This is a genomic window from Nocardioides allogilvus (assembly GCF_003047285.1).
Lineage (GTDB): Bacteria > Actinomycetota > Actinomycetes > Propionibacteriales > Nocardioidaceae > Nocardioides > Nocardioides allogilvus.
On record NZ_PZYX01000006.1, the window covers coordinates 183701 to 202046 of the forward strand.

The following is an 18346-nucleotide window of genomic DNA, read 5'->3' on the forward strand; positions in this document are numbered from 1 at the left end:
TGGCGGCGATTGCCGCTAGGGCCAGCAGGTCTTCGGACTCGGGATCTTTCGGGTCGGGGCGCCTTCCCGGAATCGTGCTCCAGTGGCTGCCGCCTCGTCAGAGGCTGCGTGCTCCGCCCGTCACCCTCACCGCTGCGCGTCAGTCCCGGAGTCTCACCGGGTTCCCTGACTCCACGTGCTGGAGTACGACTGGCGCGACGAGGGTATCGCGGCCCGCGACCCCATCGACAGACCGCCCGCGACGCTGGATGATCGGGAGTCATGAGGAAGCTCATCGTCACCGTCCTGTCGACCCTCGACGGATATGCAGCAGGCGAGGGCGGCAACGTCTTCGTGATGCCGATCGACCTCGGCTTCGACCGCTACAACCTCGAGCGGATGCAGGCCGCCGAGACCATGGTCTTCGGCGCCACCTCGTTCCACGGTGCGCGCGGCTACTGGCCACCGCTCGCCGACGACGAGAGCGCCCCTGCGGTCGAGCGTGAGATCTCGCGGCTGCACAACACGCTGGACAAGATCGTCGTCTCCGACAGCACCGCACCGGCCGACACCGAGCCGTGGAGCGGGACCACCGAGGTCGTGGGTCGGGCCCACGCCGCAGACCGGCTCACCGAGCTCAGGTCCGGCGACGGCGGCGACATCGTCTGCTTCGGCAGCCTGACCGCCTGGAACGACCTGCTCGCCCAGGGCCTGGTCGACGAGCTGCACGTCATGGTCGGCCCCGGCGCGATCGGTGCCGGCCTGCCGACCTTCAACCAGCCCGTGTCGCAGCGGCTCTCGTTGCTCGACGCGCGGCGGCTGGACGACTCCGAGCTCGTCGCCCTGCAGTACGCCGTCGGCCCGACGATCAGCTGAGGCGGAGGCGCCGCGCGCTCTCCTCACGCATCTCGACCTTGCGGATCTTGCCGGTCACGGTCATCGGGAACTCGTCGGCGATGACGATGTAGCGCGGGATCTTGTAGTGGGCCAGCTTGCCCGTGGCGAACGCCTTGACCGCGGCCGCGTCGAGGGGCTCGGTGCCGGCGCGCATCCGCAGCCACGCGCACAGCTCCTCGCCGTACTTCTCGTCCGGGACCCCGATGACCTGCACGTCCTCGATGTCGGGGTGGGTGAAGAGGAACTCCTCGATCTCGCGGGGATAGATGTTCTCGCCTCCGCGGATCACCATGTCCTTGATCCGCCCGACGATCGCGCAGTAGCCGTCCTCGCGCATCACCGCGAGGTCGCCGGTGTGCATCCAGCCGTCCTCGTCGATCGCCTCGCGCGTCTTCTCCTCGTCGTCCCAGTAGCCGAGCATCACGGAGTAGCCGCGGGTGCAGAACTCACCGGTCTCGCCGCGCGGCAGGGTCTCGCCGGTCAGCGGGTCGACGACCTTGACCTCGACGTGCGGGTGCACCCGCCCGATCGTGGCTGTCCGGCGATCGAGGTCGTCGTCGCTGCGGGTCTGAGTGGACACCGGCGACGTCTCGGTCATGCCGTAGGCGATCGAGACCTCCGCCATGTTCATCTCGGAGATGCAGCGCTTCATGACCTCCACCGGGCACGGCGAGCCGGCCATGATCCCGGTCCGCAGCGTGGAGAGGTCGACGTCGGCGAAGCCGGGCGCGTTCTGCATCGCGATGAACATCGTCGGCACGCCGTAGACCCCGGTGCAGCGCTCGTCCTGGATCGCCTGCAGCGTCGTCACCGGGTCGAAGCCGGGCGCCGGGATGACCATCGTCGCGCCGTGGGTGGTGCAGCCGAGGTTGCCCATCACCATCCCGAAGCAGTGGTAGAACGGCACCGGGATGCAGAGCCGGTCCTGCTCGCTGAAGTTGATCAGCTCGGTGACGAAGAAGCCGTTGTTGAGGATGTTGCGGTGGCTCAGCGTCGCACCCTTGGGAAAGCCGGTCGTCCCGCTCGTGTACTGGATGTTGATGGCGTCGTCGGGCTCGAGTGAGTAGTCGAGCAGGTCCAGCAGCGTCACGCCCGGGTCCGAGACGTTGAAGTCGGTCCACTCGGGCGTGCCGATGAACAGCACCTGCTGCAACGCCGTCTCGGTCCTGACCTCCTCGACCATCGCGCGGTAGTCGCTGCCCTTGAACTCGGTGGCGGATACCAGCAGCTTGGCGCCCGACTGGTTGAGCACGAAGGCCAGCTCGTGGGTGCGGTAGGCCGGGTTGACGTTGACCAGGATCGCGCCGATCTTGGCCGTCGCGAACTGCGTCAGCGTCCACTCCGCGCAGTTGGGCGCCCAGATCGCCACCCGGTCGCCCTTGGTGATCCCGGAGCGGAGCAGCGCGATCGCGAGCACGTCCACGTCACGGTCCAGCTCGGCATAGGTCCAGCGCCTGCCCGTCGCGACCTCGACGAGCGCCTCCCTCTCGCCGTACGTCGCCACCGTCCGCTCGAAGTTCGCGCCGATCGTCTCCTCCAGCAGCGCTGGGGTGGTCTCGCCGGCTGTGATCGACGTCATGTCGGTGTCCATGCGCCGACCCTAGCGACGCCTCACAGGGCCAGAAGGAGGACCCGGGCAGCTGTACGGTGAGCAGACCCGACGTGAGTGAGGTTGCGTGGCCACCGACCCCGATCCCGGCACTCCGGCCGCTCCGCGGGCGCGCGAGCGCTCGACCCGGCAGTTCGAGGCCGTGCGGGACGAGCTGGCGCGGGGCGACGACTTCCGCAGCGCGCAGGACATCCACGCCTCGCTCGGCGCACGCGGTACGGCGGTCGGGCTGGCCACGGTCTACCGAGCGCTGCAGACCCTCGCGGACTCGGGCGCGGCCGACTCCCTGCGCAGCCCTGCGGGTCAAGCGGTCTACCGCGTGTGCGGTCAGGTGCACCACCACCACCTCGTGTGTCGCTCGTGCGGCCGGACGGTCGAGGTCCAGGGACTCGCCGTCGAGCGCTGGGCCGAGAAGACAGCCGGAGCGAACGGCTTCAGCGACGTCGAGCACACCGTGGAGCTGACCGGCACCTGCACTCCCTGCCGCACCACCTCGAGCTGACCCTCGGTCCGAGGCTCGGGTGACGGCTGCATCGTCGTCGTGCCATACTGATAACGATTCTCATTTTCAGGAGGCGCCATGAAGCACGACATCCATCCCCCGTACGGCCCGGTGGCATTCCGGGACCGCTCCACCGGCTGGGTGACCATCACCCGGTCCACGCTCGCGGGCAGGGAGCACCACCAGGTCGTCGAGATCGACGGCACCACCCTCCCCGTCGTCGACGTCGACATCTCCAGCGACAGCCACCCGTTCTGGACGGGCACAGCCCGCACCCTCGACAGCGAGGGCCGGGTGGAGAAGTTCCAGCGCCGCTACGGCAGGACCTCATGAGGACGCCGCTGGTCGTCGTCACCGGGGTGGACACGATGGCGATGGACAGCACCCTGATGAGCCTCGCGTGGGACCTGCCGCGAGCGGTGTCGGTGCGACACCACATCGACCCGCACTCGCAGGTCCTCACCCGGGTCGTCAGCGACGCGGACGGCATCGTGGAGAAGGAGCACATCCAGCTCGAGCACGCCTGCGTGAGCTGTGCCTTGCGCGAGGACATCCTGCCCACCCTCGAACGCCTCGCCCGTGACGACCGGTGGAGCGCGATCGTCTCCGGGCTCCCAACCGCCACCGAGGCGGGCCAGCTCTCGCACGCCCTCGGCACCAACAGTCGGCTGGCACGGCACCTCAAGCTGAGCAGCGTGGTGGCGGCCGTCGGCGGCGGCGGCGTCGTTCGCGACCTGCTCAGCGACGACACGCTCCAGGAGCGGTGCGTGCACACCAACCCCGACGACGACCGAGGCGTCGGCGAGGTGGCCTGCGCCCAGATCGAGTTCGCCGACGTCGTCGTGCTCGACACCGACCCCGGCGCGGAGGCGACCGACCTGGTGCGGGCCATGGCGCGACCCGATGCCCCTCTGGTCACCGGAGCGGACCAGCTCGACGGAGCAGCCCTCACGGCGCAACGCCACCAGAGCACCCTGGCCCACCAGTGGTGCGCCGCCGAGACCAACGTCGCCGCGCCTGCGCTCGGCAGCAGCCGTGCCTGGCGCCTGGACCTCTCCTCCTCGCGCCCCTTCCATCCGGAGCGGCTGCTGGACCGGATCGAGCTCCTCGGCACCGGTGCCCACCGCTCGCGCGGCTCGTTCTGGCTCCCCACCCGTCCCGGCGCGCTCCTGGAGTGGTCCGGCGCCGGCGGCCAGCTCAGCATCGGGAGCTACAGCGCGTGGGGTCGTCGTACGCCGCTGACCCGATTGATCTTCACCGGGCTCGGGCAGCCGCCCAGCACCCTCGGCCCGGCCTTCGAGGACATCTTGCTGACGCCGCAGGAGGCCCAGCTCGACCACCACAGCTGGAGCGTCCTCGAGGACGGCCTCGAGCCCTGGCTCGGCGACATCCGCGACGTCGCCTGACCCGCCTCTCCCCCCACTTCCCGACAGGAGCACCCCATGGCCGTACCCAAGCGAAAGACCTCGCGCAGCAACACCCGGCACCGCCGCGCCCAGTGGAAGGCGACCCCGCCCGACCTGGTCCCGATCACCGTCGAGGGCGAGACCCACCGGGTCCCGCGCTCCCTGGTCCGCGCCATCGAGCGCGGCTACGTCGACCCGGCGCCCCGAGGTGACCGGTGACGGCCCGCCGGCCGACGCCGGCGCGAAACCCCGGAGCTCGCAAGAAGCCCCTGCTCGCGCCCGGCGTCACGCACGTCGACCTCCAGGACGTCACGCTGCTGCGCACCTTCGTCTCCGACCGGGGCCGGATCCGCGCCCGCCGGGTCACCGGCCTCACCCCGCAGCGGCAGCGCGTCGTCGCCCGGGCCGTCAAGAACGCCCGCGAGGTGGCCCTCCTCCCCTCCACCAGCCGCTGACGCGGCACCGACCCCGAAGGAACGCATCGTGAAGGTCCGCAACTCCATCCGCTCGGTCAAGGACCAGCCCGGATCCCAGGTCGTGCGTCGCCGCGGCCGCACCTACGTCATCAACAAGCGCAACCCCCGGCTCAAGACCCGCCAGGGCTGAGCCGACCGACCAGAGAGGACGCCCATGTCACGCACCTGCCAGGTCACCGGAGCCCAGCCCGGCTTCGGCCACCACGTCTCCCACTCCCACCGCCGCACCAAGCGGCGCTTCGACGTCAACGTCCAGTCCAAGCGCTACTGGGTGCCCAGCCTCAGCCGGCACGTCAGCATCACCGTCAGCGCCCGAGGCATCAAGACCATCGACCAGCGCGGCATCGAGGCGGTCGTCGCCGAGATCCTCGCCCGCGGGGTGAGGGTCTGATGGCCAAGCGCGGCAACGACCTGCGCCCGATCGTGAAGCTCCGCTCCACCGCCGGCACCGGTCACACCTACGTCACCCGCAAGAACCGTCGCAACACCCCCGACCGCATGGTGCTGCGCAAGTACGACCCGCGCGTCCGCCAGCACGTCGACTTCCGAGAGGAACGCTGATGGCCAAGAAGTCGAAGGTCGTCGCCAACGAGCGACGCCGGCGCATCGTCCTGCAGTACGCCGACCGGCGGGCCTCCCTCAAGGAGGCCGTCCGCACCGCGGCGACCCCGGAGGCGCGCGCCGCCGCCGTCCGCGCCCTGGGGCGACTGCCTCGCGACGCCAGTCCCGTGCGGGTCCGCAACCGCGACCAGGTCGACGGGCGCCCCCGCGGCTACGTCGGCAAGGTCGGCTTGTCGCGGATCAACCTGCGCACGCTCGCCCACCGCGGCGAGCTCCCGGGGATCACCACGTCGTCGTGGTGACGGGGTAGCTACCTCTCCAGTCATTGCAGTACGCCCGTAATGCTACGGTCGCACCACCGTCGACACGAGGAGCTGCGACATGGCGAGGTACGCCCCCGAGCACAAGGAGACGACCCGACGGCGGATGATCGACGCCGCGGGCAGGCGCTTCAAGAGCGACGGCTTCGACGGTACGGGCATCTCGACGCTGGTCGCCGACGCCAGCCTGACGAACGGCGCGTTCTACGGGCACTTCGCGTCCAAGAACGACCTGATCGCGTCCGTGGTCGCGCAACAGCTCGCCGACCAAGCGGCTCGCGTCGAGGCCCTTCCGCCCGGACTGGCGTCGGTCGAGGCCGTCGTCCGCGACTACCTCTCCCCCGCCCATCGCGACGACGTGGCCGGCGGGTGCCCGTCAGCTGCGCTCCTGGACGAGATCGGCCGCCGCGACGACGGGACGCGCCAGGCCTACACCGAGGGCGTGTGCCGGCTCATCGATGCCGTCGCACGGCTCCTGGCACCCGAGGACACCGGCGACGAGGTCGCCCACGCGCGCGCGACCGGACTCGTCAACCTGCTGGTCGGCTCCCTGCAGGGCGCGCGCGCCGTGAGCGATCCCGGGCTGTCCGACCGCATGCTCGCCTCCGCCCACACCGTCGCCATGACGATCGTCACCGCACCGCTGCGTCCCTCGTCGAGTCAGGAATCGTCATGAAGGCCTTCGTCGTCACCCACCACGGCCCCGACGGACTGGAGGCAGCCGACGTCCCGGTGCCTGCGATCGGTCCGCACGACGTCCTGGTCGAGGTGCGCGCGGCGAGCATCAACCCGCTCGACGTGATGGTCCGCAACGGTGAGTTCAAGCAGCTCCTCAAGTACGAGCGGCCCTTCGTGCTGGGCCACGACGTGGCCGGGGTCATCACCCAGGTCGGTGCCGACGTCCGGGACTTCTAGGTGGGCGACGAGATCTACGCACGCCCGCGGGACCTGCGCATCGGCACCTTCGCCGAGCAGATCGCCATCGACGCCGACGACGTGGCGCTGAAGCCGGGCTCGCTGTCGTTCGCAGAGGCCGGCGCCGTACCCCTCGTGGCGCTGGCCGCCTGGCAGGCCCTGGTCGAGGTCGCCGACGTCAAGCCCGGCCAGAAGGTCCTGGTCCACGCAGGCGCGGGCGGGCTCGGCTCCACGGTCATCCAGGTCGCCAAGCACCTCGGCGCACACGTCGCGACCACCGCGAGCAGCAAGGACGTCGAGAAGGTCCGCGCCCTCGGCGCCGACGTGGTGGTCGACTACACCGCGCAGGACTTCACCGAGGTCCTGTCCGGCTACGACGTCGTCCTCGACTCGCTGGGCGCGGACAGCCTGGAGCGTTCGCTCACCGTGCTGCGGCCCGGCGGACTGGCGATCAGCGCGGTCGGCCCGCCCGACCCCGCGTTCGCGACCCAGCTCGGCAAGCCGCTCCTCAAGCCGGTGATGGCCCTGCTGAGTCGGAAGATCCGCCGCCGGGCGAAGCGGCTCGGCGTGCGCTACTCGTTCCTCTTCATGCGGGCGAGCGGCGCCCAGCTGACGACGTTGGCCGGGCTCTACGCTGACGGGACCCTACGGCCGGTGCTCGACCGCACGTTCCCGTTCGCCGACACCATGGCGGCGATGGCCCACGTCGAGCAGGGCAGGGCCAACGGCAAGGTCGTCGTCACCCGAGGAGCCCCGACATGAGCACCACGCCACCACGAGCCTGCTGGCCGGCGATCGCGGCTGTCCTGCTCGTCAGCGGCTGCGCCTCCGAGCAGCCGAAGCCCCCCGCGACCGGCGCCGACGACGAGCACCTCATCGGCCACGTGCACGGACTCGGAGTCGACCCGGCCGACGGCACGCTCTACGCGGCCGGGCACTACGGCGTCTTCCGCATCGACGAGGACGGCGTCGCCATCCGGATCGCGGACCGCTGGCAGGACACGATGGCGTTCACGGTCACCGGCCCGCACACCTTCCTCGGCAGCGGGCATCCCGACCTGCGGGAGGAGGACCTGCCGCCCCACCTCGGGCTGATCGAGTCCACCGACGCGGCGAAGACCTGGCAGCCGCTGTCGCTCCAGGGCGAGGCGGACTTCCATGCCCTCGAGGTCGTCGGCGACCAGGTCGTCGGCTACGACTCCACCAGCGGCCAGATCCTCACCACGACCGACCGCACGTCCTGGGAGACCGTCACGGCGGGGCAGTTCATCGACCTCGCGCCAGTGCCCAGCAGGACCGACCGCATCCTCGCCACCACGGGTGAGGGCGAGCTCGTCGAGATCACCCTGGACGGCCGGACCACCGCCGTCGAAGGCGCGCCCACGCTCGTCTGGATCGACGCCGCCCCCGACGGCACGGTCGTCGGGGTCGGGCCCCAGGGTGAGGTGTACGCCGCAGACGACGCCACCGGCGAATGGGGCCAGCGCGGCACCGTCCCGGGCCAGCCGAGCGCGCTGGACGCGACCAAGGACGGCTGGCACATCGCGACCGAGTCAGGCATCTACGGCTCCGAGGACCAGGGCGCCACCTGGACCGCGGTCGTGGAAACCGGGCACTAGGCACTGACCCCGCCCGGCGCTGACCTCAGTTGACGGGTCGCCCTGAAATGCTTTCAGGCCCGGGATCCGAGGATCCCGGGCCTGAAGGTGTGCAGCGGGCGGTCAGTGCTCGTCGTGGCCCTCGGGGGCATCCACGCCGAAGGCCTCGGCAAGGTCGGCCAGGACGTACCAGGCACCCTGCAGGCTGACTGCGGTCATCCAGGTGGTGTCGGAGACCTCGGTGACCTTGGGCGCGATCCCGCCCCACAGCGGGTTGCGCTCGAACGCCGCCTTGGTCTTGGCGGCGAGGCCCTCGTCGTCCTCGTAGGTGGTGACGAAGATCTTGTCCGCGTCGGCCGCCTTGATGTTCTCCTCGGAGATCTCCAGGGCGAAGTCGTCGACGTCCTGGGACTTCGGGCGGGCCAAGCCCGCGTCGTCCAGGATGACGCCGGCATAGGTCAGCTTCTGGTACAGGCGGGTCGGGCCGTCGAGGAAGCGGGTCACGGAGATGGTCGGGTTGCCGGCCTTCTCGTTGATGGCTCCACCGACCTGCTCGGCGGCCTCCTCGAACTCGCTGATCTCCTCCTCGGCCTTGTCCTCCATGCCGACGGCCTCGCCCAGCAGGCGCAGGTTGTCCTTGAACAGGTGGGCGCTGGTCTCAGGCATGACCGTCGGGGCGATCTTCGAGAGCTGGTCGTAGAGCGCCTCGTGGCGCACCTTGATGCTGAGGATCAGGTCGGGCTTCAGCGCGGCGATCTTCTCGAGGCTGGGAGCGGCGATGTCGCCCACGGAGATGACCTCCGCGCCGTTCTCGCGGTCGTCGCCCAGGTAGTCGGGCAGGTCGGTGGAGTAGCCGCGGTACGTCGCGATGCCGACGAGCTCCTTGTCGAGCATGAGCGTCGCGTCGGCCAGGCTGGAGTCGAGGGCGACGATCCGCTGGGGCTCGCCCACGATGGTCGTGCTGCCCATGGCGTGCTCGATGGTGACGGTACGCTCGTCCGCGCCCTTCTCCGTCGACTCGGCCTCCGATGCGCCACAGGCGCTGAGCGCGAGAGCCAGGCTGGCCACCACGCCGGGGATGATCGTGCGAATCACGGTTCTCCTCAGTCAGGGTCCGGCCCGGACGGCCGGTTGTTGAGATGAGGTTAGGCTAACCTCATTCGCAGTTGCCATCCCCCCTCCTGGATCGAGTTGGACCACGTCATGCCCCGAGCGTCCCGGAACGGGTCGGGCCGGCTCCTTCCCCGGGGAGTCACCCTGCTCGCCCTGCTGGTCCCGGTGGCGACCATCGCCTCCCTCGCACTCGGTGCGAATGCACTCTCACCCGGCGAGCTCACCCACGCGGTCCTGCGGCCCGACGGCCAGGAGGGCGACGTCATCGTGTGGTCCCTCCGTTTCCCGCGGACGATGCTGGGCCTGCTGGTGGGTGCCGCCCTCGGCGCCGCCGGTGTGCTCATGCAGGGCCACACCCGCAATGCCCTGGCCGAGCCGGGTCTGCTCGGGGTGAGCGCGGGGGCGGCCTTCGCGGTCGTCCTCAGCCTGCGCTTCGCCGCGGTCGACACCATGCTCGGCATGGTCGCCGCGGCCGGCATCGGAGCGGCACTGGCCGCCACAGCCGTCTACGCGCTGGCCCGCCACAGCGTCCACGAGGGCGGCCCGGCCCTGGTCGTGGCCGGCGCCGCGCTGACCGCCTTCCTCGGCGCCCTCACCTCAGCAGTCGTCCTGCTCGACGCCAAGACCCTTGACTCCTACCGCTTCTGGGCGGTCGGCTCGCTCGCCGAGCGCGGACAGGACACACCCGCCGTCATCGCACCCTTCGTCATCGTCGGCCTACTGCTCGCCGCCATGAACGCCCGGTCGCTCGACCTCCTGGCGCTCGGAAACGACGTAGCTGCCTCCATGGGCCTCAAGGTGACCCGCGCCCGACTGGTCGGCCTCGCGGCCGTCACCCTGCTCACCGCAGCGAGCGTCGCCGCCTGTGGACCGATCGCCTTCATCGGACTCCTCGCCGGCACCCTGGCACGCGCCCTCGTCGGCGCGAGCTGGATCCGCGGCGTCCTGGTCGGAGCGCTCGCCGGGGCGGTGCTGCTGGTCGGTTCGGACGTCATCGGCCGGCTGGTCGCCGGCCCCGGCGAGCTCCAGGTCGGGGTCGTCTCCGGCGTGCTGGGCGCGCCTCTGTTGATCTGGGTGATCCGGCGACGGGAGCTGATCTTGTGACCTCGCTCGTGCCCACCCGGTCCTCGACGCTGCCGCTCGTCATCACGACGGTCGTCGCCACCCTCCTCCTGGCTGTCGGCATCCTGCTCTCCCTCGGCACGGGAGAGATCGGCCTGTCCCCTGTCGAGGTGCTGAGGACCCTGGCCGGACAGGGCGACCCGTTCACCGAGCTCGTGGTGCGCGACTTCCGCGGGCCGCGCGTGGCTGCGGCGGTCCTGGTCGGCGCCAGTCTTGCCTGCTCCGGCACGATCCTTCAGTCCGTCGCCCGCAACCCGTTGGCCAGCCCCGACCTGCTCGGCATCAACGCCGGCGCCTCGGTCGCAGCGGTCGCCGTCGTCATCCTCGCCGGCGGCAACGGCGGCGTCTCCGGCCTCGCAGCCTCCGTCGGCCTGCCGATCGCCGCCCTCCTCGGTGCGATGGTCTCCGGGCTGGCGCTGTACCTGCTGGCGATCCGCAACCGGCAGCTCGACCCGATCCGCATGGTGGTGGTCGGCGTCGGCATCGCCGCCGCCGGCACGTCGCTGGTCAGCTGGCTGCTCACCCTGGGCGACGTGATGGTGGTAGGACCGGCCCTGGCGTGGCTGTCCGGCTCGCTGCACGCCGTCACGTGGCCCGCGGTCGCCGGCGTGGGGCTCACCATCGCGGTCGTCCTGCCGTTCCTCCTGGCGTGGACCCGGCGGCTCGACGTGCTCGTCCTGGGTGACGATGCCGCCGGTGGCCTGGGCATCGACGTGCACCGCACCCGGGTGCTGCTCCTGCTGCTCGCGACCGCCCTGGCCGGCGTCGCGACCTCGGCCGCCGGCGCTGTCGTGTTCCTCGCCCTCTGCGCGCCGCAGCTGGCTCGTGCCCTCTCCCGCACCTCGCGACCGCCACTGCTGGCGAGTGCAGTCGTCGGGGCAGCGCTACTCACCTGGGCCGACCTGGCGGCGCGCATGTTGTTGTCCTGGGTCGGCTTCGGCCCCGTCGAGCTCCCCGTCGGTGTCTTCACCGCCGTCCTCGGCGCTCCCTACCTGCTGTTCGTGGTCTCGCGGACCCGATCGACCTCTCTCGAAGGAAGGCGGCCATGAAGATCACCGGCCTCAGCCTGGGCTACGGCGAACGTCTCATCGTCGATTCCGTCGACCTGGAGATCCGGCAGGGAAGCCTGACCGTCATCGTCGGCCCCAACGGGTCCGGCAAGTCGACACTCCTGCGCGGCATGTCCCGCCTGCTGCGTCCGCGCGCGGGCACGGTCCACCTCGACGGCGTCGACATCGCCGACGTCAGCAGCACCGACCTGGCCCGCCGCCTGGCCTTGCTCCCCCAGGCACCGGTGACTCCCCAGGGGCTGACCGTCGGCGACCTCGTGGCCCGGGGGCGGTTCCCGCACCGTGCCTGGTACCAGCGATGGAGCGACGCCGACGATGACGCCGTACGCCGCGCACTCACGCGCGTGGACCTCCTCGACCGCTCCGCGGACCAGGTCTCGGAGCTCTCCGGCGGCCAGCGACAGCGCGCCTGGTTGGCCATGGTGCTCGCCCAGGACACCGACCACCTGCTGCTCGACGAGCCGACGACCTACCTCGACCTGGCCCACGCGGTCGAGGTGATGTCGCTCGCGCGCGACATCGCCCACGAGTCCTCTCGCACGGTCGTCGGCGTGCTCCACGACCTCACCCTGGCGGCGCGCTTCGCCGACCACATGGTCGTCCTCTCGGCCGGGCAGATCGTGGCGACCGGCAGCCCCGACGAGGTGGTCACCAGCGCGCTGCTCGCCGAGGTCTTCGGGCTGCGGGCCGAGGTGATCACGGTCGACGGCGCCCCCGCCGTCGTGCCCACGCGGCACCGGTGAGTTGGGCGCATCTCCAGAAATGCTTTCAGGCCCGGGATCCGAAGATCCCGGGCCTGAAACTTTGTAGCGGGGGCAGGATTTGAACCTGCGACCTCTGGGCAAGATCGGAGGGCCTGTCCCGGACTACTGCAACTCTCGGGTCCCCTTGGAAAACCTCGGTTTTTTGAGGAGATTCCCCTTAGGACTTCTCCAACTGTATCGGAACGTCTCGGAATGATTGCCCATCGTTTCTGATGATCTTCTGATGACGTGTTGAATCTCCGACGGGCTAGCGTGAGGCAAACCGCGGCGGCGGCTTCGTGGTCACGAAGGCCAGTGCGGGAAACGACGAGGTCGAGACCTGGGCGCCGAGCGATCCGGCGTACTTCATCGATCCGCCGAGGCCACGCGATGCGGCCGGCGGGAAGCCCTGTTTGGCGCAGCACGACGCCGAGTGCTTCACCCGCCAGTGACGTCTCTCGAGTTACACCGCAAGCTGAGCTCGGAGAGCTGATGCCGTAAGTAGTTCTGAGCCTGCTCTTGCTCGTCGTGGTAGCTACGGCGTGGTTCGCGTCCTGCCGCGGCCAGAGTGCGTCGGGCTGTTGCGCGCCAGCCGACCCGCGTGCCGACCTGCGAGCGAGCGGCGTACGACGAGGAGACGGACCCGGGCCGTTAGTAGGTGGTCACGTGAACGTGGTCGAAATGGTTGGCCGTCACAGAGCCTCGATCCTCCATGCCGCGCCAGCCCTCTCCCGCCCGCTCGACCGACCAGATGTTCTGAGCGTGGATCGCATACGACACTCCGAGCTCCGCATAGTTGGCCCGCACGAAATCGGCGACCTCCCACCCGCGGGCTCCGCTCACCATGATGTCGATCGCAATGCCTTGGGCATGTTCCCCGTCGCTACGCAACGTCCCGTAGGACGTGATCTCGGGAAACGCAGCGCACACAGCTTCGTGAACCGCGACGATGTTCGGGCTCACACCGGCGGGCACCGAGCTGCCGTTCGAGCAGGTGGGTGAGGCTTCCGCATCTGCTGCTTCGTTTAGAGGCTCGACTTCTTCCTCACGAGGTTTGTGCCGCGCCAGGAAACCACTGGTGACCCAGCGGGAGCGTCCATCCAGAACAATTTCGTCACGACCGAAGGCCGAACGTCCGGTCACCAAGACCCTGGTCAGCGGGTCCAGCAGCCCGACCTTGCGCCCAGTTTCCCCCGGTTGGCTCCACACGTTGAGTAGCTCGGAGGTCCAGCGCTTGGTGTTGGCCTCGCGTACGGCTTGAGCGGTTACGGCTGCGGTAAGCAGCCGGTTCCTTCGTGCGGGTAGCGCCTTCACGCGGGATTCCGACCGTGAGACAACTCGCTTACGCGCGATCGTAGGTACCGGTCGTCTCCCAAGTTGTGAACCGGTGACCGTCGCTTGGACTTCACTCGCGGCCGGCACAGCGCGGGGGTCTGCGCCGGCGATTCCGAGTACGACGGCCGAGCCGGTGACCACTCCGGCCAGGGACACGGCTGCAAAGGCGCCGCGTAGTCGTGGGCGGGCGGGGGTTTCCCGCCGGTGGCGAGATTCGGCCACGGCGTCAATCCTTTGCGGTTCGCGCACGACCCCAAGGCCATGCTGGTCGATCGCAAGCCAGCAACCGGTTCAGGTCGGGGCAACGTTCGGACTCGTCCATCACACGGCAGGACCCTCGAGTCGCCCGAGCGCGACGCGAACACTGCGTCCTGCCTGCGAGCGCCTACTATAGGACATAGGAGTTGAGGGGTGAACTCCTTGCTAGAATGCATCCGAGGGGCTGTGGTGGACGAGCGTGCCGTCGCGTGGACCGGTTCAGAGCGCCAGGCAGATCCCGTCGCGTGGCTACCGGGAGCGCACTTGGCGGCGAGGTGAGCGGTTCAGCGCGCCCTCCGTACGGGGGCGAGCCGGAAAGAGGTGGACTTGGTCTCGAGGCGTCCTCCGGACAGCGCGATGGTGGAGACGGCGAGCGACTTCCCGACTAGAGACCGTCCAACGGTGATCGTCGCCCCTCGGGCGCCATGCAGGATCTTCCCGTTCGCACGCCACTGGAATCTCAGCCTTCGTGGTGCGGGGGCGAAGGTCGCGGGTGCCGCAGTGAGCGTCTTGCCGAGGATGGGCTGGCCCTTCACGGTGGTTGGTGTCACCACCGTGAAGGTGCCCTTGGCAGTGGGACCTACGGGCGCAGACGAGGCGCTTGCCGACGCCAGCCCCGGGCTGATGGCGGTGACCGTCAAGGAGATGGTGGCGTCGAGCTTGCGCACCGAGGGGATGTAGGTGCTTGACGTCGCCGCCGGTAGTGCAACACCGTTCGCGTACCACTGGAAAGCGAACTCCGTCGGGTTGCCCGTCCACTGTCCGACGTCCCCTACCAGCGGTTGTCCCACGCGCGCCTCTCCGACGACAGATGGCGGCGTGACGCTGGCAAGGCTCGGGGCAGCCGGAGGGAGAGGGGTGGTGGCGGGCGCGGCGATGAAGTGGATGAAACCTGTGGGCCAACCCCGCCCGTCGGTGGTGATGCTTCGCCAAGAGAAGTCTCCGCCCCAGCTGTCCTCCGACACCACGATCTCGGTGGGTGACACGACTTGCTCGACGTACGCGAGATGGCCACTCGAACTGACCCCTGCTGCGCCGCTGTTCCACCAAGCTATGGCTCCGACCTCGGGGACCTGGTCGGTGATGCTGGCGTTGACGAGTCCCCACTTGTAGGCGGTGCCGCTTCCTGACCACGGGCGCGTGTTGGCCATCCCGTTCTGCACCAGTCGATAGGCGACGTAGTTGGTGCAGTTGTGCCCTGCATACATCCCCCAGTACATCGTCCGTCCAGCCGTTGCGTAACCCGCCGACGAGTAGCCGGCGAGCTCGCACGCCGCGTAGCCCTTGCAGAGGTAGGAACTCGCCGCGGACGCCTGCGGAGCGGGTGCCATCGACGTCACTGAGGTGAGAAGCGTCAGTACGAAAGCGAGCGTCAGGGTGCGCCGCCATGTACGACCTTTCTTAGTAGCCATGAGGAGCACCTTGGGTCACACAAGCCACAGAAGCAACCAAAATGCCCAAAAATCTCGTGCGTTACGGCGTGTCGCGCTTGACCCACGCGAACTACACGCGTGCAACTTTCCCGCAACTGCCTAGTGTCGATGCGTTCACCTTGGTCGCCAGACTCGAGGCGTGGCAGCCTGTCGAGGCTGGCGGGCTCGCGGGACGGCAGGATGATGTTCCCCAGAGAGCTCTATCGGCAGTGTGCGGTCGCGACGGCATCAGTGCCGCGCAGGTGGTGTACGGCGACTGATCACCGCGCGAAGTTCGCTCTGCCCGCCCTCGGACTGTCCGCTGCGAGACGTCTCCATACGAAGGTGGCGAATCTAGGGGCCGCTGGCAACCGGCGCTATCTGGACTTGCCGACCGTCACAATGACGAGCGCAACGCCGAAGCCCCCTAGAACCGGGCCCAGGGTCGCCCACGAGCGGGAAGTCTGCCTACTGTCGGCCCCACCAAGACCGTAGAAGGTCAAGAGCGCGCCCGCAGCGATGAGGAGGATGGCACATGCCAGCCCCACGATTCGAACTTTCATGTGCAGCCTCGCGTCCCTCTTGAACGGCAGTGCCAGCTCGCAACACCCGGCCATCTCTTATGCAGCCTAGTAGATGGTATCCGTCCGGGATGCGGAGTTCAGCGCGCCCTGGGAGGAGTTGCGCTCCGCGCTGTCTGCGCCGCAAGAACCCCAACCGGGTGAAGTCACCATCAGGAAGCGCCGAGTTCTCCTCCGGACTGACCGTCCGAAGGCCGCGGAACTGGCAGCTACCGCAATCACGGCAATCATCGAGTTGCGGGCACCGGCGAAACGGACGGCCGGCGTGAGTGCTGTGACAAGAGGGACTGTTGACGTCAGGGCTTGCGTATCCGGACTCTGACTTCGCGTTCTTACCGTTCCGTCAGGGAACACGATGCCGCTGACTCCGTTGAGGGACGCAACGACGACCGCCCGGCCCGTCTCCAGCGCTCGAGCCCGGGAGATGGTGAACTGCTGCTCCGGCTGACTGCTCCCGGTGAAGGCGGCGTTGCTGCTTTGTATTACCGCCAGATGCGCACCCGCACGCACCTGGTCGACGAGGACATCGGTGAATGCGACGTCGAAACAGATGGCACTCGCGACGAGGAGGCGACCCTGGTCCGTTGTCACATTCAAGGGAGGGGTTGGCTCACCTGGGAGCATGTCGCGCGGGATCTCGTCGAAGCGCGGCGAGAAGCCCGAAAGCCAGGGTCGGAACGGGATGTACTCGCCAAAGGGAACAGGGTGTCGTTTCGTGTAGCGCTCATCGGAAGGACCGTCGATGCTCCACACGAGTCCTTGGTTGAGAGCGGTCCCTTCGGAGGGTCCGTCGACGATGGCGCCAAGCAGGATGGGAGCATCACTCGCGGCGACGGCCCGTTCCACCTGCCTGCGTGCAACTTCGTCGGTTGTCGGATCGACGATCACCGAACTCTCCGGCCACACCAGCAGATCAACGGCCTCCTGATCGCCCGCGCGAATGCGATCGGACATCTTCACGGTTGCTGCGGCGTGGGCGCGGGTGATTTGTCGGTGCCTGGCCATGACGTCTGTGCTTCCGCCCGGTATACCGCCCTGGACTGCCGCGATGCGCAGGGTGCCGTCCGCACTCACCGAATAGGGGAACAGCACCGCGCCGACAGGCGCCGCGCAGACGATCGAGGCCAGGGCAGCAATGCGACCCATGCGCGGCCACTTCGGAGTCGTCCTCGCGGCCCAGGCGGCGGCTCCTGCGGTTCCTGCCAGCGCGATCAGGAAGCTCGTCCCCTCGACCCCGACGTACGGCAGAGTCCCAGCCCACGGCCCTCCAATGCTGGTGAATCCGAGTTGCCCCCAAGGGAACCCACCGAAGGGCCACTGGGATCGCGCCAGCTCAATCGCCGTCCAGCACGCGGGGATGCTGAGGACTCGCATCCGCTGGCGCCACAGAAGCCGTACTAGCGCGCCCAACCCGGCGAACCACAATCCTTGAGTCAGGCTCACCGCAATCCAGGCCGCGGGACTGATGGACGTGGCAAGCCACCAGATGTGAACAGCGAAGAAGACGGCTCCGAACGAGAACCCGGCCATGCCGGCTCTCCGCCAGGACTGGCGCCGCGGGCCGGTCGCAGTGACAAAGGCGGTCAGGGCGAAGGGAGCCAGCCAGGCCAGGCCAATCGGGTCAAAGGAAAACGCCAACCCGGCTCCGCCGACTGCAGCAAGGAGCTGGCTACGCCAGGGGGCGGAACCTCGCGCAGTGTGTTCTGCGTCCTGCGGCTCGAGCGCGATCCGCAGGCTGGTGGGGGGACCGCTGGTGACCGTCATCCGCTGACGGGGCGGTATCTGCGCGAGGGGTAGCCGGTGTCGAAATGCATGTAGTCAGGTGCTCTCTCCCCCGACAGTCGGCGCGGACCGTCAAGACCTCGGCTGAAGGTGGTGAGCCAGTAGCCCTCGGGCGTGCAGCGCTCGCCTACGTAGCTCCATCCTGTTAGACGGCAATACGCGGGGGCGAGTCCGTCCGACCGCGTGACAAGCACCAAGCGGTCGCACCCTGCAGTCCGAGCCGCATCCTCCAGAGCTTGGATCAGGAGTGAACCGACCCCCTCTCCTTGATGTTCAGGGAGCACCGCGACGTGGTTGAGGACTCCCGTGGTGTCCGTGCGTGTCGCGACGCCTCGGACTCGGGCTCCACGCCTGTCTCGGATGACCGCCCGCAGGTACCTCCAACCGCGAGTCCGAAGGAACATGAGGATCAGGCTCGGTTGCCGAAGGAGAGCACCCAGTCCCAGCAGGCACAGCCGCCTTCCGTGCTGGCTCATCACATGATGCCGGTGTAGACCCGGGTTTGGAGTTCCCACCAAGTACCCGACGGGGCGCCCCGACTCCTCTGCAACCAGCACGCAGCTGGCCTGATCGGTCATGAAGGACCTGTAGTACTCCGAGAGGAAACTGCCGCCAAGGCGAACGAAGAAGCCGTCGGGGAAGAACGACTGGTGCTGAGCTACGACGA

Annotated in this window: 23 protein-coding genes and 1 riboswitch; of the genes, 17 read left to right on the top strand and 6 right to left on the bottom strand. The window is 68.9% G+C overall.

Features of this window, described 5'->3' with window-relative positions; all coding sequences use genetic code 11:
• Nucleotides 1–6: 6 nt before the first annotated feature.
• Nucleotides 7–209, bottom strand: a riboswitch (cobalamin riboswitch).
• A 52-nt stretch (nt 210–261) separates the two neighbouring features.
• Entirely contained in the window at nt 262–855 is a 594-nt protein-coding gene (locus C9J87_RS11615) for a dihydrofolate reductase family protein (protein WP_010832299.1), read from the top strand.
• On the opposite strand, the gene C9J87_RS11620 is transcribed toward C9J87_RS11615, so the two are convergent.
• On the bottom strand, nt 848–2467 hold the full coding sequence (locus tag C9J87_RS11620) for an AMP-binding protein (RefSeq protein ID WP_198652335.1): 1620 nt from the start codon (nt 2465–2467) through the stop codon (nt 848–850). The genes C9J87_RS11615 and C9J87_RS11620 overlap by 8 nt on opposite strands.
• Nucleotides 2468–2552: 85 nt before the next feature.
• Between C9J87_RS11620 and C9J87_RS11625 the strand changes: the two genes are divergently transcribed.
• The 13 genes from C9J87_RS11625 to C9J87_RS11680 all read left to right on the top strand — a co-directional run bounded on the left by C9J87_RS11625 (nt 2553) and on the right by C9J87_RS11680 (nt 8284).
• Nucleotides 2553–2987 carry a Fur family transcriptional regulator gene (locus tag C9J87_RS11625; RefSeq protein ID WP_107705599.1) on the top strand — a complete coding sequence of 145 codons (435 nt, stop codon included), beginning with the start codon at nt 2553–2555 and terminating at the stop codon, nt 2985–2987.
• A 78-nt stretch (nt 2988–3065) separates the two neighbouring features.
• Nucleotides 3066–3320: a type B 50S ribosomal protein L31 gene (locus C9J87_RS11630; RefSeq protein ID WP_107705600.1), complete on the top strand. Its 255-nt coding sequence runs from the start codon at nt 3066–3068 to the stop codon at nt 3318–3320.
• On the top strand, nt 3317–4393 hold the full coding sequence (locus C9J87_RS11635) for a GTP-binding protein (protein WP_107705601.1): 1077 nt from the start codon (nt 3317–3319) through the stop codon (nt 4391–4393). The genes C9J87_RS11630 and C9J87_RS11635 overlap by 4 nt, the downstream gene beginning before the upstream one ends.
• 36 nt (nt 4394–4429) lie before the next feature.
• Nucleotides 4430–4612, top strand: a complete 183-nt coding sequence (gene rpmF / locus C9J87_RS11640; RefSeq protein WP_010832294.1) for a 50S ribosomal protein L32 — start codon at nt 4430–4432, stop codon at nt 4610–4612.
• Nucleotides 4613–4662: 50 nt separating this feature from the next.
• On the top strand, nt 4663–4848 hold the full coding sequence (rpsR, locus tag C9J87_RS11645; protein WP_269801734.1) for a 30S ribosomal protein S18: 186 nt from the start codon (nt 4663–4665) through the stop codon (nt 4846–4848).
• 28 nt (nt 4849–4876) lie between these two features.
• Nucleotides 4877–4999 (top strand): type B 50S ribosomal protein L36, encoded by a 123-nt coding sequence (gene ykgO / locus C9J87_RS11650; RefSeq protein ID WP_010832292.1) that lies wholly within the window; start codon nt 4877–4879, stop codon nt 4997–4999.
• Between the two features lie 24 nt (nt 5000–5023).
• Nucleotides 5024–5260, top strand: a complete 237-nt coding sequence (gene rpmB, locus C9J87_RS11655; RefSeq protein ID WP_010832291.1) for a 50S ribosomal protein L28 — start codon at nt 5024–5026, stop codon at nt 5258–5260.
• Nucleotides 5260–5430 carry a 50S ribosomal protein L33 gene (gene rpmG / locus C9J87_RS11660; RefSeq protein ID WP_010832290.1) on the top strand — a complete coding sequence of 57 codons (171 nt, stop codon included), beginning with the start codon at nt 5260–5262 and terminating at the stop codon, nt 5428–5430. The genes rpmB and rpmG overlap by 1 nt, the downstream gene beginning before the upstream one ends.
• Nucleotides 5430–5732 (top strand): 30S ribosomal protein S14, encoded by a 303-nt coding sequence (rpsN, locus tag C9J87_RS11665; RefSeq protein WP_010832289.1) that lies wholly within the window; start codon nt 5430–5432, stop codon nt 5730–5732. Before rpmG ends, rpsN begins: the two co-directional genes overlap by 1 nt.
• A gap of 79 nt (nt 5733–5811) precedes the next feature.
• Nucleotides 5812–6426: a TetR/AcrR family transcriptional regulator gene (locus C9J87_RS11670; RefSeq protein ID WP_010832288.1), complete on the top strand. Its 615-nt coding sequence runs from the start codon at nt 5812–5814 to the stop codon at nt 6424–6426.
• Entirely contained in the window at nt 6423–6665 is a 243-nt protein-coding gene (locus C9J87_RS19975) for an alcohol dehydrogenase catalytic domain-containing protein (protein WP_198652336.1), read from the top strand. Before C9J87_RS11670 ends, C9J87_RS19975 begins: the two co-directional genes overlap by 4 nt.
• Nucleotides 6666–7427: an NADP-dependent oxidoreductase gene (locus C9J87_RS11675; protein WP_198652337.1), complete on the top strand. Its 762-nt coding sequence runs from the start codon at nt 6666–6668 to the stop codon at nt 7425–7427.
• Nucleotides 7424–8284: a F510_1955 family glycosylhydrolase gene (locus C9J87_RS11680; RefSeq protein WP_010832286.1), complete on the top strand. Its 861-nt coding sequence runs from the start codon at nt 7424–7426 to the stop codon at nt 8282–8284. Before C9J87_RS11675 ends, C9J87_RS11680 begins: the two co-directional genes overlap by 4 nt.
• A 102-nt stretch (nt 8285–8386) precedes the next feature.
• On the opposite strand, the gene C9J87_RS11685 is transcribed toward C9J87_RS11680, so the two are convergent.
• Nucleotides 8387–9358: an ABC transporter substrate-binding protein gene (locus C9J87_RS11685; RefSeq protein WP_232820034.1), complete on the bottom strand. Its 972-nt coding sequence runs from the start codon at nt 9356–9358 to the stop codon at nt 8387–8389.
• 108 nt (nt 9359–9466) lie between these two features.
• Here C9J87_RS11685 and C9J87_RS11690 point away from each other — a divergent pair, with 108 nt between their 5' ends.
• From C9J87_RS11690 to C9J87_RS11700, 3 genes are read left to right on the top strand one after another with little or no spacing between them, the layout of a single operon-like run.
• Complete coding sequence (locus C9J87_RS11690) at nt 9467–10480, top strand: FecCD family ABC transporter permease (protein ID WP_036490405.1); 1014 nt, start codon at nt 9467–9469, stop codon at nt 10478–10480.
• Nucleotides 10477–11547, top strand: coding sequence for a FecCD family ABC transporter permease (locus C9J87_RS11695; protein WP_010832283.1), 1071 nt, complete (start codon nt 10477–10479; stop codon nt 11545–11547). The genes C9J87_RS11690 and C9J87_RS11695 overlap by 4 nt, the downstream gene beginning before the upstream one ends.
• Nucleotides 11544–12311 (top strand): ABC transporter ATP-binding protein, encoded by a 768-nt coding sequence (locus C9J87_RS11700; RefSeq protein ID WP_010832282.1) that lies wholly within the window; start codon nt 11544–11546, stop codon nt 12309–12311. The genes C9J87_RS11695 and C9J87_RS11700 overlap by 4 nt, the downstream gene beginning before the upstream one ends.
• Before the next feature lie 651 nt (nt 12312–12962).
• Here C9J87_RS11700 and C9J87_RS19665 read toward each other — a convergent pair.
• From C9J87_RS19665 to C9J87_RS20550, 4 genes are all read right to left on the bottom strand, one after another.
• The gene (locus C9J87_RS19665) at nt 12963–13625 is read right to left on the bottom strand and encodes a hypothetical protein (RefSeq protein WP_010832281.1); all 663 of its coding nucleotides are present in this window, start codon (nt 13623–13625) and stop codon (nt 12963–12965) included.
• A 563-nt stretch (nt 13626–14188) separates the two neighbouring features.
• Nucleotides 14189–15316: a CHAP domain-containing protein gene (locus C9J87_RS11710; protein ID WP_084622804.1), complete on the bottom strand. Its 1128-nt coding sequence runs from the start codon at nt 15314–15316 to the stop codon at nt 14189–14191.
• A 629-nt stretch (nt 15317–15945) separates the two neighbouring features.
• Nucleotides 15946–17661, bottom strand: a complete 1716-nt coding sequence (lnt, locus tag C9J87_RS11720) for an apolipoprotein N-acyltransferase (RefSeq protein WP_010832279.1) — start codon at nt 17659–17661, stop codon at nt 15946–15948.
• Nucleotides 17658–18257 (bottom strand): GNAT family N-acetyltransferase, encoded by a 600-nt coding sequence (locus tag C9J87_RS20550; protein WP_408635551.1) that lies wholly within the window; start codon nt 18255–18257, stop codon nt 17658–17660. Before C9J87_RS20550 ends, lnt begins: the two co-directional genes overlap by 4 nt.
• Nucleotides 18258–18346 lie beyond the last annotated feature (89 nt).